Annotated in this window: 14 protein-coding genes; 13 read left to right on the top strand and 1 reads right to left on the bottom strand. The window is 73.6% G+C overall.

Annotated features, from left to right (window positions below; genetic code table 11):
* The first annotated feature begins 285 nt into the window (after nucleotides 1-285).
* The 13 genes from OG776_RS10020 (at nucleotide 286) to OG776_RS09960 (ending at nucleotide 12,781) form a co-directional block, all read left to right on the top strand.
* Entirely contained in the window at nucleotides 286-1,542 is a 1,257-nt protein-coding gene (locus OG776_RS10020; protein ID WP_148012158.1) for an MBL fold metallo-hydrolase, read from the top strand.
* Nucleotides 1,543-1,897: 355 nt separating this feature from the next.
* Nucleotides 1,898-4,018, top strand: a complete 2,121-nt coding sequence (locus OG776_RS10015) for an ATP-binding protein (RefSeq protein WP_329320164.1) — start codon at nucleotides 1,898-1,900, stop codon at nucleotides 4,016-4,018.
* 68 nt (nucleotides 4,019-4,086) lie between these two features.
* The gene (locus tag OG776_RS10010) at nucleotides 4,087-4,521 is read left to right on the top strand and encodes a roadblock/LC7 domain-containing protein (protein WP_148012156.1); all 435 of its coding nucleotides are present in this window, start codon (nucleotides 4,087-4,089) and stop codon (nucleotides 4,519-4,521) included.
* A gap of 2 nt (nucleotides 4,522-4,523) precedes the next feature.
* The gene (locus tag OG776_RS10005) at nucleotides 4,524-4,895 is read left to right on the top strand and encodes a DUF742 domain-containing protein (protein WP_148012155.1); all 372 of its coding nucleotides are present in this window, start codon (nucleotides 4,524-4,526) and stop codon (nucleotides 4,893-4,895) included.
* Nucleotides 4,873-5,472: a GTP-binding protein gene (locus OG776_RS10000; RefSeq protein WP_148012154.1), complete on the top strand. Its 600-nt coding sequence runs from the start codon at nucleotides 4,873-4,875 to the stop codon at nucleotides 5,470-5,472. The genes OG776_RS10005 and OG776_RS10000 overlap by 23 nt, the downstream gene beginning before the upstream one ends.
* A gap of 100 nt (nucleotides 5,473-5,572) precedes the next feature.
* Complete coding sequence (locus OG776_RS09995) at nucleotides 5,573-6,163, top strand: GAF domain-containing protein (RefSeq protein WP_148012153.1); 591 nt, start codon at nucleotides 5,573-5,575, stop codon at nucleotides 6,161-6,163.
* A 284-nt stretch (nucleotides 6,164-6,447) separates the two neighbouring features.
* Nucleotides 6,448-7,476, top strand: coding sequence for an L-threonine 3-dehydrogenase (gene tdh, locus OG776_RS09990; protein ID WP_329320161.1), 1,029 nt, complete (start codon nucleotides 6,448-6,450; stop codon nucleotides 7,474-7,476).
* Between the two features lie 10 nt (nucleotides 7,477-7,486).
* Nucleotides 7,487-8,680 carry a glycine C-acetyltransferase gene (locus OG776_RS09985; protein ID WP_148012151.1) on the top strand — a complete coding sequence of 398 codons (1,194 nt, stop codon included), beginning with the start codon at nucleotides 7,487-7,489 and terminating at the stop codon, nucleotides 8,678-8,680.
* 31 nt (nucleotides 8,681-8,711) lie between these two features.
* The gene (locus tag OG776_RS09980) at nucleotides 8,712-9,617 is read left to right on the top strand and encodes a LysR family transcriptional regulator (protein WP_148012150.1); all 906 of its coding nucleotides are present in this window, start codon (nucleotides 8,712-8,714) and stop codon (nucleotides 9,615-9,617) included.
* A gap of 54 nt (nucleotides 9,618-9,671) precedes the next feature.
* On the top strand, nucleotides 9,672-10,244 hold the full coding sequence (locus OG776_RS09975; RefSeq protein WP_329320158.1) for a helix-turn-helix domain-containing protein: 573 nt from the start codon (nucleotides 9,672-9,674) through the stop codon (nucleotides 10,242-10,244).
* Complete coding sequence (locus tag OG776_RS09970) at nucleotides 10,241-10,777, top strand: GNAT family N-acetyltransferase (protein ID WP_329320157.1); 537 nt, start codon at nucleotides 10,241-10,243, stop codon at nucleotides 10,775-10,777. The genes OG776_RS09975 and OG776_RS09970 overlap by 4 nt, the downstream gene beginning before the upstream one ends.
* A gap of 144 nt (nucleotides 10,778-10,921) precedes the next feature.
* Nucleotides 10,922-11,284 carry an MmcQ/YjbR family DNA-binding protein gene (locus tag OG776_RS09965; protein WP_187285858.1) on the top strand — a complete coding sequence of 121 codons (363 nt, stop codon included), beginning with the start codon at nucleotides 10,922-10,924 and terminating at the stop codon, nucleotides 11,282-11,284.
* Between the two features lie 117 nt (nucleotides 11,285-11,401).
* On the top strand, nucleotides 11,402-12,781 hold the full coding sequence (locus tag OG776_RS09960; RefSeq protein ID WP_148012146.1) for an MFS transporter: 1,380 nt from the start codon (nucleotides 11,402-11,404) through the stop codon (nucleotides 12,779-12,781).
* A gap of 405 nt (nucleotides 12,782-13,186) precedes the next feature.
* Here OG776_RS09960 and OG776_RS09955 read toward each other — a convergent pair whose 3' ends face one another.
* The gene (locus OG776_RS09955; protein WP_148012145.1) at nucleotides 13,187-14,098 is read right to left on the bottom strand and encodes a transketolase family protein; all 912 of its coding nucleotides are present in this window, start codon (nucleotides 14,096-14,098) and stop codon (nucleotides 13,187-13,189) included.
* Nucleotides 14,099-14,175: the final 77 nt, after the last annotated feature.

The raw sequence follows: 14,175 nt of genomic DNA, 5'->3' as shown, positions 1-14,175 counted from the left end.
CCCGTGTCGCGCCGGGCGGAGCCGCGAGCCCTGAATCCCCGCGCCCGGTGCGGGAGGAGTGCCGCCCGGAATTCCGTCGCCCGGTGCGGAAGAAGTGCGGACGCCCCGGGGTTGCGCGTTACGGGTGGACGGGCCTTCGCGGCGCGCCCGCCCGATACCGCGGGCGCGGGGAGGCCGCGCTCGCGGTGTGTGTGCCGGGGGACACCGCGCCGTGACACCGTCGACCCGGCGCTGTCAGAGGGGCCGACCATAATGGGAGGCCTGACCGACTCCATTGGAGGTACCGTGACCGGTTTCCGTACGTTGAGCTCCGGGCTCCGCGCGCTGCAGCCCGCCGCCTTCGGCGCGGAGCCGGGCGGTGAGCGCATGGAGCGCATCCGCAGATCCCCGAATTTCGCGGACGGGGTCTTCCAGAACCCGGTGAGCGCCCGGACCCGCCCCGACGGCTCCATGATCGAGTTCGCGAAGGTCTTCTTCCGCAGGGAGGAGCGTGTCCGCCGCGCCCCCGCGGGCGCGGTGCCGGTGCACCCCACGACGCTCGCCGACCTCGCCAGGCCCGCGGCGAGCGGGCTGCGGCTCACCTGGATGGGACATTCCAGTGTGCTGGCGGAGATCGACGGACACCGGGTGCTGTTCGACCCGGTCTGGGGCGAGCGCTGTTCCCCCTTCGCCTTCGCCGGTCCCAAGCGGCTGCACCCGGTACCGCTGCCGCTGGCCGCGCTGGGTCCGGTGGACGTCGTCGTGATCTCGCACGACCACTACGACCACCTGGACCTGCCGACCATCAAGGCCCTCGCCGGCACGGACACCGTGTTCGCGGTGCCGCTCGGCGTCGGCGCCCATCTGGAGCACTGGGGCGTCTCCCCGGACCGTCTGCGCGAGCTGGACTGGAACGAGTCCACGAAGGTCGGCGGCATCTCCCTCACGGCGACGCCCGCCCGGCACTTCTGCGGCCGGGGCCTGCGCAACACCCAGCACACCCTGTGGGCCTCCTGGGCGGTGGCGGGCGACGAGCACCGGATCTACCACAGCGGCGACACCGGCTATTTCGAGGGCTTCAAGGACATCGGCGCCGAGCACGGTCCGTTCGACGCCACGATGATCCAGATCGGCGCGTACAGCGAGTTCTGGCCCGAGATCCACATGACGCCCGAGGAGGGCATGCGCGCCCACCTGGACCTCCAGGGCGGCCCCGGTGGCGTGATGATGCCGATCCACTGGGCCACGTTCAACCTGGCGACGCACCCGTGGGTGGAGCCCGGCGAGGGGACCATAACGGCGGCGCACGCGGTCGGCGCGCGCATCGCGCTGCCCCACCCCGGCGAGCCTTTCGAGCCCACCTCCGAGACCGTTCCGTCCGAGCCCTGGTGGCGCGGTGTGGCGCTGCCGCCCGAGGGCGGCTGGCCCGTGGCGGAGGCGAGCGGTACCGCCGCTCCGGCCGCCGGCCGGGCCGGCTCCGGCGCGGACTCCGACACGCCGGGTGACGCCGGGGGCGGAGCCGCCGAGGACACCGGCGAGCCGGAGACGGTGCCCGCCGGCTGAGAACCCGGACACCACGACCTGCGGCGAGGGCCGGGGAGCTGCGCGCTCCCCGGCCCTCGCCGTCTGTTCTTGACCGCTTCTGACCAGCCCTGATCGGACCCCGCCCTCCGGGGAACGTGTGTCCGACGGTGATATCGGTCTGCCGTACGAGGCCTCATACCAGAGCGGGACGCCGACCGGGGGACTTTGTCAACTGCCCATCGCACCTGTCCCGTTGCCGACTACTGTCAGTTGCCGTCGGGCGACGCGGGGCCGATTTTTTCGGCTCTCTCGACCGGCACCGCGATGGCGCACGCCCGAGTCACGCAGACCCGCGGGAGCCCGAGTGCCCCCGACGCCGAGTACGAGGACGCAGATGTCTCACCTTCGCGCACCGGCCGCCCGCGCAGACCGCCGTGAGGGCGGGCGGCACGGACGGCCGGTCGCCCGTGTCGTCCCCTCGCAGCCCGAGACCCACCTCCGGCCCCAGCTGCTGCGGATGGCGGTCCTGCCGCCCACCGCGGTGGCGCTCAGCGCGTGCGCGGCCGTCCTGTTCACCGTGCGCTCCACCGGCGCACGCCCGGGCGCGTCCCTCTGGGCGGTCCTCGCGGGCGCCTTCGGGGTGGCCCTCGCCGGCATCCTCATCGCCGCCGTGGCCGCCGACCGGGCCGCACGGTCCGTCCGCGACCGCCTCGGCGCGTTACGCCGCACCAGCGCCCGTACGGAAGCGGACCTGCGCGCCGTCGTCGAAGGCCTGCGCCGCGGCGAGACGCCGACCCCGCGTGCGCCGAGCCGCCGGCCCGTCCCGGACGCCGACGACTTCGAGCTGCTCGCCGCCGACCTCTCCCGGGCGCACGACGGCGCCGTCACCGCCGTCGTCCAGGCCGCGCAGCTCTCCAGCCGGGCCGGCAGCGAACAGAAGGTCGAGGTCTTCGTCAACCTGGCACGGCGGCTTCAGTCCCTCGTGCACCGGGAGATCTCGATCCTCGACGAGCTGGAGAACGAGATCGAGGACCCGGACCTGCTCAAGGGCCTCTTCCACGTCGACCACCTCGCCACCCGCATCCGCCGGCACGCCGAGAACCTCGCCGTCCTCGGCGGCGCCGTCTCCCGGCGGCAGTGGAGCAACCCGGTCTCCATGACCGAGGTGCTGCGGTCGGCGATCGCCGAGGTCGAGCAGTACTCGCGGGTCAAGCTGGTACCTCCGATCGACGGCACCCTGCGCGGGCACGCGGTCGCCGACGTCATCCATCTGCTGGCCGAACTGGTCGAGAACGCCACGGTGTTCTCCGCCCCGCACACCCAGGTCCTGCTGCGCGTCAACCTCGTCACCTCCGGGCTCGCGGTCGAGGTCGAGGACCGTGGCCTCGGCATGCCGCCGGGCGAGCAGGACAAGATGAACGCGCTGCTCACCGACCCCGATCAGGTCAACGTCGCGAGCCTTCTCCAGGACGGCCGGATCGGCCTCTTCGTGGTGTCGCAGCTCGCCCGGCGACACGGCATCCACGTCCGGCTCCAGGGCAACATCTACGGCGGTGTCCAGGCCGTACTGGTCATGCCCCAGGAGCTGTTGGGCACCGGGCCGGGCGCACCGGGACAACGCGCGCAGGGACAGCCCCACTCGACGGCGGGCGGGGCGCTCCCTCCCGGGGCGCCGCCCGTACCGGCGGCCCCTCCGCCGCCCGCGGGCGGGCCGGCGGCACCCGTACCGCGCCAGTCGCGCCGGGACCAGGGAGCGCCCGCGCCGTCACGACGTGACGACGCGGGCGGCGGCGGGCCGTTGCCGCTCCCGGTGCGCGGCGCCCGCGCCGGACGCCCCAACCCGGCGGAGGCCGTGCCCGGCATCCGCCCCGACGACCGGCACATCGTGGCCGAGAACGCGGAGATGCCTCCCACCCCGCGCAACAGCGTGGTCCGGGGCACCATGACGAGGCCCCAACTGCCGCGCCGGCGCGCCCAGGAGCACATCGCCCCCCAACTGCGCGACGGGCCCCTGCCCCGCCAGGACACGGAGCACGTCGCCGGCCACGACCCCGGGCTGATGGCGGCGTTCCAGCGCGGAATCGGTATGGCGGAGTCCCAGCGGACGGAGGCCCCGGCCGACCGGCCGCACCCCGTGCACCCGGATTCCGGGCGCCCGGACCCCGGACGCCCGGCCCCCGAAAGCCCGGACGCGCTGCCGCCCCTGCGGGTGGTCCGGGTCGACCGGCCGTCCCCGCGCTCGCCCCACCTGGAAGGCCACCTGGACGTACCGCCGCTGGGGGCCGTCCGGACGAGCGGCGACCCCAGGGGCACGGCACGTCCGACCGCCCCGGACCCCGGGCAGGACCCCGCCCCGCACACCGAGCGGGCACCCGGCCCGGACACCGGACAGGCACCCGCCCCGCACACGGCGCACGCGTCCGCTCCGCCCGACGCACAGCCGACCCGGGACACCGGACCCCGGCCCGGACCCGACCGCACGGCCCGGCACGACGGGAGCGCACCGGCCGGATGACCCTCCCCAGCACGACCACCCCCACCTGCGCTCCCGCAGACCTTCGTACCCCAAGGAGTCGATCCACCATGGCGAGCGACGTGCCGACCGGCCATGCATCCGATCTCGACTGGCTGATGAGCGGCCTCGTGCAGCGTGTGCCGCACACCACCAGCGCGGTACTCCTGTCCTGCGACGGGCTGGTGAAGTCCGTCCACGGCCTCGACCCGGACAGCGCCGACCACATGGCGGCGCTGGCCTCCGGGCTGTACTCGCTCGGCCGCAGCGCGGGCGTCCGCTTCGGCGACGGCGGCGACGTGCGCCAGGTCGTCGTCGAACTCGACTCGACCCTGCTGTTCGTGTCCACCGCGGGCTCCGGCACCTGTCTCGCGGTGCTCGCCGGGCGCGAGGCGGACGCCGCGGTGCTCGGCTACGAGATGGCGATGCTCGTCAAGAGCGTCCGCCCGTATCTGATGACCGCGCCCAGGCAGACCACCGTCGGCCCCTCGGCGATGAGGCCTTGAGGGTGGCCGCGGCCGGCGACGGGCCCTGGCTCGACGACGCGGCCGGGCGGCTGGTGCGTCCCTACACGGTCAGCAACGGCCGGACCCGTCCGACCACCGCGCTCGACCTGTTGTCGCAGGTCATGGTCACCGGAGCCACGCCCCTCGGCTACCTCGGCCCCGAGCACACCCAGGCGCTCGAACTCTGCCGGGCGCCCGTCTCGGTCGCGGAGATCGCCGCCCAGCTCACGCTGCCGGCGGCGGTCACCAAGGTACTGCTGTCCGACCTCGTCGACTGCGGAGCACTGACCACCAAACCACCCGAGTTCCACCACAACCCCACTGACCGGTCTCTTCTGGAGGCAGTGCTCGATGGACTACGACGACAGCTCTGACCCTTTCCCCACCGCGCTGAAGATCCTGGTGGCGGGGGGATTCGGGGTCGGCAAGACGACCTTCGTGGGCGCGGTGAGCGAGATCGCGCCGCTCAGCACGGAGGAGCTGCTCACCACGGTCAGTGCCGCGACCGACAGTCTCGACGGCGTCGAGAACAAGGTCGAGACCACGGTGGCGATGGACTTCGGCCGCATCACCCTGGATCCGGAACACGTGCTGTACCTCTTCGGCACACCCGGCCAGGAGCGGTTCTGGTTCATGTGGGACGAACTGTCCGAGGGGGCGCTCGGCGCGGTGATCCTCGCCGACACCCGTCGTCTGGAGGACTGCTTCGCCGCGGTCGACTTCTTCGAGCAGCGCGGTCTCGGCTTCATCGTCGCCGTCAACGAGTTCGACGGCGCCTTCCGCTACGACCCCGCCGAGGTGCGCACGGCCATCGACCTCGACCCCGCCATCCCCATCGTGCGGTGCGACGCCCGGATCTCCAGCTCGGGCGTGCAGACGCTGCTCACCCTGGTGCGCCACCTCCTCGCCCACGCACCCGCGCACGCCCCCTCCCACGGTGCCCACAGGTGACGTACCGACGTACGCCTCCCGCGAAGGAGCCCGCCCATGCCCCACGTCCCCGACCACGGAGCCCGCATATGACCCCCGCGCCCCGCCACGGAGTCCGCCCATGAGCTACGACCCACCGCGCCCGTCCGGCCGCCTCCTGCTGACCCCGGAGGACAAGGACGCCCCCGAACGGGTCCGGCGGCTGCGCCGGCTCGGGCTGGGGGAGTGCACCGAGCCCGCCTTCGACGCCTTCGCGGACCGGCTCGCCGATGTCGCCGCGGTGCCGTACGCGATGGTCAACTTCATCGACGAGAACCGGCAGTTCTTCGCGGGCCTGCACACCCCGGACGGCAACGTCGCCGCCACCCGGCCGGTCCCGGTCCCGGTGGACGGCACCCACCAGGGCGTGAGCCGCTACCTGACCCGCGACTACGGCTTCTGCCCCTACGTCGTGGTCCGCCGCAGAGCGCTGGTGCTGGAGGACGTCTGCGACTACCCGCGCTTCGCCGGCAACCCCGTCGTCGACGAACTCGGCGTCCGCTCCTACCTCGGCGCCCCGCTCATCGACCGCACGGGCATCGCCCTCGGCACCGTCTGCGTCGTCGACCTCGAACCGCGCCCCTGGGGAAGAGCCGGCCTGGAGACCATCAAGGCGATGGCGGCGGAACTGGTCGAGCAGCTCGGGAAGCGGGAGACCGGCCCGCGGATCTGAGCCCGCGCGCGGCGCCGCGCGCGAGGTGCCCGCGCCCGCCCCCGCACCGCTCGCCCGCTTCGCACGGGGGCAGGTGCCCGGGGAGCCGCGACCGGACCGGGAATCCGACGCGTGACGGGGCCGGGAATCCGACGCGTGAAGGAAAGCTGCGGCCGCGTTTAAGAAAACCTCGATGGACCCGGACTACGGTCGTACGGCAGATTCCTCAGGGAATACACCCCTCTCCCCGGTACGGGCTCCTTCGGCGTGCCCGGCCCCGGGGCCTCACCCACAGGAGCCGTTGCGTGAAGGCGCTGGTCAAGGAGAAGGCGGAGCCCGGGCTCTGGCTCGTGGACGTCCCGGAGCCGGAGATCGGCCCCGGCGACGTACTGATCAAGGTCCTCAGGACCGGGATCTGCGGCACCGACCTGCACATCCGCAACTGGGACGGCTGGGCGCGGCAGGCCATCAGCACACCCCTCGTGGTCGGCCACGAGTTCGTCGGCGAGGTCGTCGCGACCGGCCGTGACGTGGTGGACATCAAGGCCGGCGACCGGGTCAGCGGCGAGGGCCACCTGGTGTGCGGCAAGTGCCGCAACTGCCTGGCGGGCCGCCGCCACCTCTGCCGTGCCACGGTCGGCCTCGGTGTCGGCCGCGACGGCGCGTTCGCCGAGTACGTCGCCCTGCCGGCCGGGAACGTGTGGGTGCACCGGGTCCCCGTCGACCTCGACGTCGCCGCCATCTTCGACCCCTTCGGCAACGCCGTGCACACGGCGCTGTCCTTCCCGCTGGTCGGCGAGGACGTACTGATCACCGGGGCCGGACCGATCGGCCTGATGGCCGCCGCGGTGGCCCGGCACGCGGGTGCGCGCAACGTCGTCGTCACCGACGTCAGCGAGGAGCGCCTCGAACTCGCGCGCAAGATCGGCGTGAGCCTCGCCCTGAACGTCTCCTCCGCGACGATCGCCGACGGACAGCGTGAGCTGGGGCTGCGCGAGGGCTTCGACATCGGTCTGGAGATGTCCGGCCGCCCCGAGGCCCTGCGCGACATGATCGCCAACATGACCCACGGCGGCCGGATCGCGATGCTGGGCCTGCCCGCCGAGGAGTTCCCGGTCGACTGGTCCCGGATCGTGACGTCCATGATCACGATCAAGGGCATCTACGGCCGGGAGATGTTCGAGACCTGGTACGCGATGTCGGTGCTGCTCGAGGGCGGCCTCGACCTCGCGCCCGTGATCACCGGCCGCTACGGCTTCCGCGATCACGAGGCCGCCTTCGCCGAAGCGGCCGGCGGCCGCGGCGGCAAGGTCATTCTGGACTGGACCCTCTAAGGAACTGATGATGTTCGATTCCGTACGCGACGATCTGCGCACCACCCTCGACGAGATCCGCGCCGCCGGGCTGCACAAGCCCGAGCGCGTCATCGGCACCCCGCAGTCCGCGACCGTGAGCGTCACCTCGGGCGGCCGTCCCGGCGAGGTCCTCAACTTCTGCGCCAACAACTACCTGGGGCTCGCCGACCACCCCGAGGTCGTCGCCGCCGCCCACGAGGCCCTCGACCGCTGGGGCTACGGGATGGCGTCCGTGCGCTTCATCTGCGGCACCCAGGAGGTGCACAAGGAGCTGGAGGCGCGGCTGTCGGCGTTCCTCGGCCAGGAGGACACGATCCTCTACTCCTCCTGCTTCGACGCCAACGGAGGCGTCTTCGAGACCCTCCTCGGCGCCGAGGACGCGGTGATCTCCGACGCCCTCAACCACGCCTCGATCATCGACGGCATCCGCCTGTCCAAGGCGCGCCGCTTCCGGTACGCCAACCGGGACATGGCCGACCTGGAGGCCCAGCTCAAGGACGCGTCGGACGCCCGGCGCCGGCTGATCGTCACCGACGGCGTCTTCTCGATGGACGGCTACGTCGCCCCCCTCCAGGAGATCTGCGACCTCGCCGACCGGTACGACGCGATGGTCATGGTCGACGACTCGCACGCCGTCGGCTTCGTCGGCCCCGGCGGCCGGGGCACGCCCGAGCTGCACGGCGTCATGGACCGCGTCGACATCATCACCGGCACCCTCGGCAAGGCGCTCGGCGGTGCCTCGGGCGGCTATGTCGCGGCCCGCGCCGAGATCGTCGCCCTGCTGCGCCAGCGCTCGCGCCCCTACCTCTTCTCCAACACGCTCGCCCCCGTGATCGCGGCGGCCTCCCTCAAGGTCCTCGACCTCCTGGAGTCGGCGGGCGACCTGCGCGAGAGGCTGGCCGAGAACACCGCGCTGTTCCGCTCCCGGATGACCGCCGAGGGCTTCGACATCCTCCCCGGCGACCACGCGATCGCGCCGGTGATGATCGGTGACGCGTCCGTCGCCGGGCGCATGGCGGAACTGCTCCTGGAGCGCGGCGTGTACGTGATCGGCTTCTCGTACCCGGTGGTCCCGCAGGGCAAGGCCCGCATCCGGGTGCAGCTGTCCGCGGCGCACTCGACGGACGACGTGCACCGCGCGGTGGACGCGTTCGTGGCGGCGCGGGCGGAGCTCGACGGCTGAAAGTCGCCTGTGACCTGAGAGAATCGGTCACATGATCGAGGCGCGGCGGCTCCACATCCTCCGTGCGGTGGCCGACCACCGCACCGTGACGGCGGCTGCCGCCGCGCTCTATCTCACACCGTCGGCGGTCTCCCAGCAGCTGACCGCCCTGGAGCAGGAGACCGGGCACCGGCTCGTCGAGCGGGGGGCCAAGGGCGTACGACTGACGCCCGCCGGCGAGATCCTGCTCGGCCACACCCACGCGGTACTGGCCCAGCTGGAGCGGGCCGAGGCCGAGCTGGCGGCCTACAGCTCGGGTTCCGCGGGCACGGTCACCGTCGCCGCCTTCGCGACCGGCATCGGCCTCGTGGTGGCTCCCGCGCTCACCCGCCTCGCCGTCACCGCACCCGGGATCCAGGTCCGAGTGCAGGACGCCGAGGGTGACGCCAGCCTGCCGATGGTGCTCGACCGGCAGGTCGACATCGCGGTCGCCGTCGAGTACCGGGGCGCCCCGGCCGCGGACGACCCCCGGCTGACCCACGTGCCCCTCTACGCGGAGCCGTTCGACGCGGTGGTCCCGGTCACCCACCGCCTGGCCGACGCCGGGGAGGTGCCGCTCGCCGAGCTCGCAAAGGACCCCTGGATCGGCCAGTACCCCGGCAATCCCTGCCATGACGTGGTGGTCCTGGCCTGCGAGAACGCGGGATTCGAACCGCGTCTCGAACACTCCTCGGACGACTTCCGCGCCGTCGTCGCCCTCGCCTCCGCCGACGCGGGCGTGGCGCTGGTGCCCCGCTCGGCCCTGATCGGCATGGACCTCACGGGCGTGGTCGTGCGCCCGGTCGACGGGATCGCGCCCACCCGCCGGGTCTTCGCGGCCGTACGGCGCGGCGCGGAGGGGCATCCGCTGATCCGCCCGGTTCTGGACGCGCTGGCCCGGGCCGCCACCGTGGAGTGACGTCCGCGCCCCACCCGCCCGGCGTCGTTTCGCATCTGGGATAATATCTCGAATATGGGAAACGAGGTGCAGGAAGCCGTAGACGTCCGGCTGGGCGCGCGGCTCGCCGAGCTGCGGGCCGAACACGGCTGGTCGCTCGCGGAACTGGCGGAACACAGCGGTGTCAGCCGCTCCACGCTGTCCCGGGCCGAGCGCGCCGAGATCAGCCCCACGGCCTCCCTCCTGAACCGCCTGTGCGCCGTGTACGGCCGGACCATGTCGCAGCTGCTCAGCGAGGTCGAGGCGGAACCCGCCGGGCTGGTGCGGGCGGCCGACCAGACGGTCTGGACGGACGGTGCCTCCGGTTTCGTACGGCGGTCGGTGTCGCCCCCGCACCCGGGGCTGCGCGGCGAGCTGGTCGAGGGACGGCTCGCGGCCGGCGCCGACATCGCGTACGACCGGCCTCCGGTGCCGGGTCTGGAGCAGCACATCTGGGTGCTCGACGGGTCGTTGGAGGTGACGGCGCGGGACGTCGCACACCGCCTCGCCACCGGCGACTGCCTCCGGCTGCGGGTGTGGGGCCCGACCCGCTTCCGCTGCCCCGGCCCGCGGGATGTGCGGTACGCGCTGGTGGTGGTGGCCCCGTGACCGCCGTCTCCCGGCTCGACGCCACCGGACTCCTCTCCCACGTCGGGGAGTTGGCGGACCTGCTGACTGCCACCGTGGACGGCGGCGCCTCCGTCGGCTTCCTCGCGCCGCTCGGCCGTGCGGCGGCCGTGGCCTGGTGGGAGGAGCGTGCGGCCGGGGTGGCGGCCGGCCGTCTCGCGGTGTGGGTGGCGCGGAGCGCGGACCGGGTGCTCGGCACGGTCGGTCTCGCCTTCCCGGACAAGGCCAACAGCCGCCACCGCGCCGAACTGGTGAAGCTGATGGTGCACCCCGACGGGCGGGGCCGGGGACTCGGCCGCACCCTGCTCACCACCGCCGAGGGTGCCGCGGCGGAGGCCGGGATCACCCTCCTGCACCTGGACACGGAGACCGACAGCCCGGCCGAGACCCTCTACCTGTCCGCGGGCTGGACCCGGCTCGGTGCGATACCGGACTACGCGACCACTCCCGCGGGCGTGCTGTGCCCGACGACCGTCTTCTACAAACGGCTGGGTGCCGCGGCCGCGGCGGTGTGAGGCGGCGCGGTGCGACGTGGGGCGGCGGTGGTCCGCCCGTGCTTCCCGCGGCCGGGAGGGCGGAACCGACCTGCGCCGCCGGGACGCCCGCTGATCGCGCAGGTCAGCGCCCATCTGTCGGTGGCGTTGGCTACCGTTTCCGTCATGTCGCCGAACGCCGAAGACGTACGCCGGATCGCGCTGTCCCTGCCGGACACGACGGAGAAGACCGCCTGGAGCATGCCCACCTTCCGGGTCGCGGGGAAGATGTTCGCCACCCTGCCCGAGGAGGAGACGTCCATCGCCGTGCGCTGCCCCAAGGAGGAGCGGGACGAACTCGTCCTCGCCGAGCCCCGGAAGTTCTGGATCGCGGGCCATGAGGCGGGCTTCGCCTGGGTCCGGGTCCGGCTCGCCGCGCTGGAGGACGACGAGGAGCTGCGGGACATCCTCGCCGACTCCTGGCGGCAGGCGGCCCCGCCCCGACTGCTCGAATCCCACCCGGCGTTGGGGCTCCCCGCGGAGCGGTGAAAATCCCTCCGTGACCCGTCGTGGCGCGTGACATGATCCGGATGCCGGAGCGGAGGCAGGGCGCCCGGTTCGCGGAGGGGAGCCGCGGGGCGACCGCGGGTGAGGGGCACGGGCGGGATGTACGGGACGTCACCGAAGGGTGAGCCGACGCGGTCCGGATCGCGGGCCGACGAGGACGCGAAGGGCGCGCAGGACGCGACGGGGGGCGACGGCAGGGGGAGGGGCCCCGGCCCGCACCGTTCCGCCGTCACGACCGGCCTCGCACCGGTCTGGTCGCGGGACTTCGCGCTGTTCTTCGTCGCGCGGGCCCTCGCCCGGCTCGGGGACACCATGCTCCCGGTGGCGCTCGCCGCCGGACTGCTCCAGCACGGCTACGGAGCGGGGGCCATCGGCCTCGCGATGGCCGCGTCCGCCGCCCCGTTCGCCGGGCTGGTGATCTTCGGCGGGGTCATCGCCGACCGGTTCAGCACCCGCAGACTGATGATCGGGGCCGACCTCGTACGCCTGGTCACCCAGGCGCTCGCCGCCGGGCTCTTCTTCGCCGGCCACGTCGTCCTCTGGCAGATCTGCGCCATCGGCGCGGTCAACGGAGCGGCCGGAGCCGTCTTCCAGCCGGGCGTCGCCAGCACGGTGCCGCGCCTGGCGGCCGACGTACAGGGGGCGAACGGCGCGATCCGGATCGCCGAGTCCGCGGCGCAGCTCGCGGGTCCCGCCCTCGCCGGACTGCTGGTCGCGTTCTCCTCGGCCGGCGGGGTCTTCGCGGCGCACGCGGGGACCTACGCGCTGAGCGCGCTGTGCCTGCTCCTGCTCCGGCTCCCGGCGGCCGCGCCCGGAACCCGTCCGCACGGCGGCACCTTCCGTGGTGATCTCGTCGTGGGCTGGCGGGAGTTCAGGGCGAGGACCTGGTTGTGGGGCGTCATCCTCATCTGGTGCGCGTACATGCTCTTCATCTCGGGCCCCACCGCGCCCCTGGTGGCCACGGAGGTGGTCCGGCAGCACGGCGCGAGCGCCTACGGCCTGGTCAACTCCGCGCTCGGCGCCGGCACCGTCGTCGGCGGGCTGCTGGCCCTGCGGTTGCGTCCCCGCCACATGCTGCGGGCCGGCTCGGTGGCCCTGTTCGCCTTCGCGTGCTTCCCCGCCTGCGTCGGCGCGGGCCTCGGAGTCCCGGCCATGTCGGCCGGAGCGGTGGTCGCCGGCGCGGGCATGTCGTTCTGGGCCGTGATGTGGGCGACCAGCGTGCAGACCCAGGTCGCTCCGGACGTCCTCAACCGCATCCACGCCTATGACGTCGCGGGCTCCCTGGCGATGATGCCCTTCGGCCAGGCCCTGGCGGGTCCGGCCGCGACGGTCCTCGGTGCCGACCACGTCCTTCTGGTGGCCGGGGTGATGACCCTGGGCGTCTGCACGGCCTTGCTCCTGGTGCCCGCGATCCGCAACCTGCCGCGCGCCGACCTGACATCGCCCCCGCGTACGCCCCCGCGCGGCGCCCGCCGTTGAGTCCCGGCCCCGGGCCGCGTGGGCTGTGGTTGAGTCCGGACTCGTGGGGGGCGGGCTGCCGTTGAGTCCCGGCCTGGGCCGCGTGGGCTGTGGTTGAGCCCCGACTCGTAGGGGGCGGGCTGCCGTTGAGCCCCAGCCCTGGGCCGCGCGGGCTGTGGTTGAGCCCCGACTCGTGTGGCGCGGGTTGTCGTTGAGTACCGACCCGGCGCGCACGGGGCGCCCTGGCGTCCCGACTCGGGCCGTGCGGGCCGCCGTTGAGTCCCCATTCGAGCCGTGCGGGCCGCCGTCGGGGCCCTGCTCGGGCTGACGGTGGCACCCCTCGTGAGCGGTCCGGGCGCCCGGCCCCCGCGTCCCGCCCACCCCGGACCGCCGGTCACGCGTGGCCCGGGGCGTGGTGCCGGTCGCTCACGCGGCCCCGGCGCCGCGCAGGAACCCCCCGATCCGCTCCCGCAGGGACCCGCTGTCGAGTCCGTGCGCGGCCACGTGCTCGTCGACGGTTCCGTACTTGCGCAGTTCGCGGCGGCCGACACCGAGGGCGAGCACGCGGTGGGGCACGTCGGCGAGCGCGTCGGCCACCGTGGCCGTGGACGTGCCCGCGAGGCAGGGCTCGACGAGGACGACGTCGGTGCCCGCGGCCTCCGTCGCACGGCGCAGCCCCGCCGCGTCGAAAGGACGGACGGTGGTGGCGTAGAGCACGGTGACGTCGAGGCCCTCCGTCGCGTCGAGCACCGCGTCGAGCATCGGCCCGACCGCGACCACCACGCCGCCGCGCCCCTCGCGGACCGTGTGCAGCCGTGCCCCGTCGACCGGGCGGCCCTGCGCGTTGGACTGCGCCGACAGCCGTACGTACACCCTGTCGTCGCCGGCGGCGACCGCGTGCCGCAGCAGGGTCTCGGCCTCGTCCGGATGGCCCGGGACATGGACGGTCCAGCCGTCCAGCGTGTCGAGCAGGGCCACGTCGCCGGGTGCCATGTGGGTGAAGCCCCCGGCGGGCCAGTCGAAGGACGCGGCGGCGCTCACCAGCACCGCGCCCACGTCCTGATGGCCGAGGTCGAGCTTCACCTGTTCGAAGGGACGCTCGACGAGGAAGGCGGCGAAGGTGTGGAGGACGGGCCGCAGCCCGGTGAGCGCCAGACCGGCGCCGGCCCCGACGAGGAGCTGTTCGCGGATCCCGACGTTGATCACCCGCTCCGGATGCCTGGTCATGGCCTCCGTGAAGCCGTCCTTGCCGATCTCGGCCAGGACGACCGCGACCCGGGGGTCCTCGTCGAGGAGTCGGGACACGACGGGGGCGAAACGGTCGCGCATGGTGTCCATGGGGGTGGTCCTTTCGGTGACGTACGGACGGAGGGGCCGGCACGGTCCCCAGGGCGGGGGACCGCGGGCGGTGTGAC

It is taken from the genome of Streptomyces sp. NBC_01689 (assembly GCF_036250675.1).
In the GTDB taxonomy this organism is placed as follows: Bacteria; Actinomycetota; Actinomycetes; order Streptomycetales; family Streptomycetaceae; genus Streptomyces.
Note: the sequence above shows the minus strand (reverse complement) of the source record. Positions and strands in the feature narration are given on the sequence as shown.

What these genes read in the sequence shown, in the direction of transcription:
- OG776_RS10015 (WP_329320164.1), top strand. Translation starts at nt 1,898, where the DNA reads ATGTCTCACCTTCGCGCACCGGCCGCCCGCGCAGACCGCCGTGAGGGC.
- OG776_RS10010 (WP_148012156.1), top strand. Translation starts at nt 4,087, where the DNA reads ATGGCGAGCGACGTGCCGACCGGCCATGCATCCGATCTCGACTGGCTG.
- OG776_RS10000 (WP_148012154.1), top strand. Translation starts at nt 4,873, where the DNA reads ATGGACTACGACGACAGCTCTGACCCTTTCCCCACCGCGCTGAAGATC.
- OG776_RS09995 (WP_148012153.1), top strand. Translation starts at nt 5,573, where the DNA reads ATGAGCTACGACCCACCGCGCCCGTCCGGCCGCCTCCTGCTGACCCCG.
- OG776_RS09985 (WP_148012151.1), top strand. Translation starts at nt 7,487, where the DNA reads ATGTTCGATTCCGTACGCGACGATCTGCGCACCACCCTCGACGAGATC.
- OG776_RS09980 (WP_148012150.1), top strand. Translation starts at nt 8,712, where the DNA reads ATGATCGAGGCGCGGCGGCTCCACATCCTCCGTGCGGTGGCCGACCAC.
- OG776_RS09975 (WP_329320158.1), top strand. Translation starts at nt 9,672, where the DNA reads ATGGGAAACGAGGTGCAGGAAGCCGTAGACGTCCGGCTGGGCGCGCGG.
- OG776_RS09965 (WP_187285858.1), top strand. Translation starts at nt 10,922, where the DNA reads ATGTCGCCGAACGCCGAAGACGTACGCCGGATCGCGCTGTCCCTGCCG.
- OG776_RS09960 (WP_148012146.1), top strand. Translation starts at nt 11,402, where the DNA reads ATGTACGGGACGTCACCGAAGGGTGAGCCGACGCGGTCCGGATCGCGG.
- OG776_RS09955 (WP_148012145.1), bottom strand. Translation starts at nt 14,098, where the DNA reads ATGGACACCATGCGCGACCGTTTCGCCCCCGTCGTGTCCCGACTCCTC.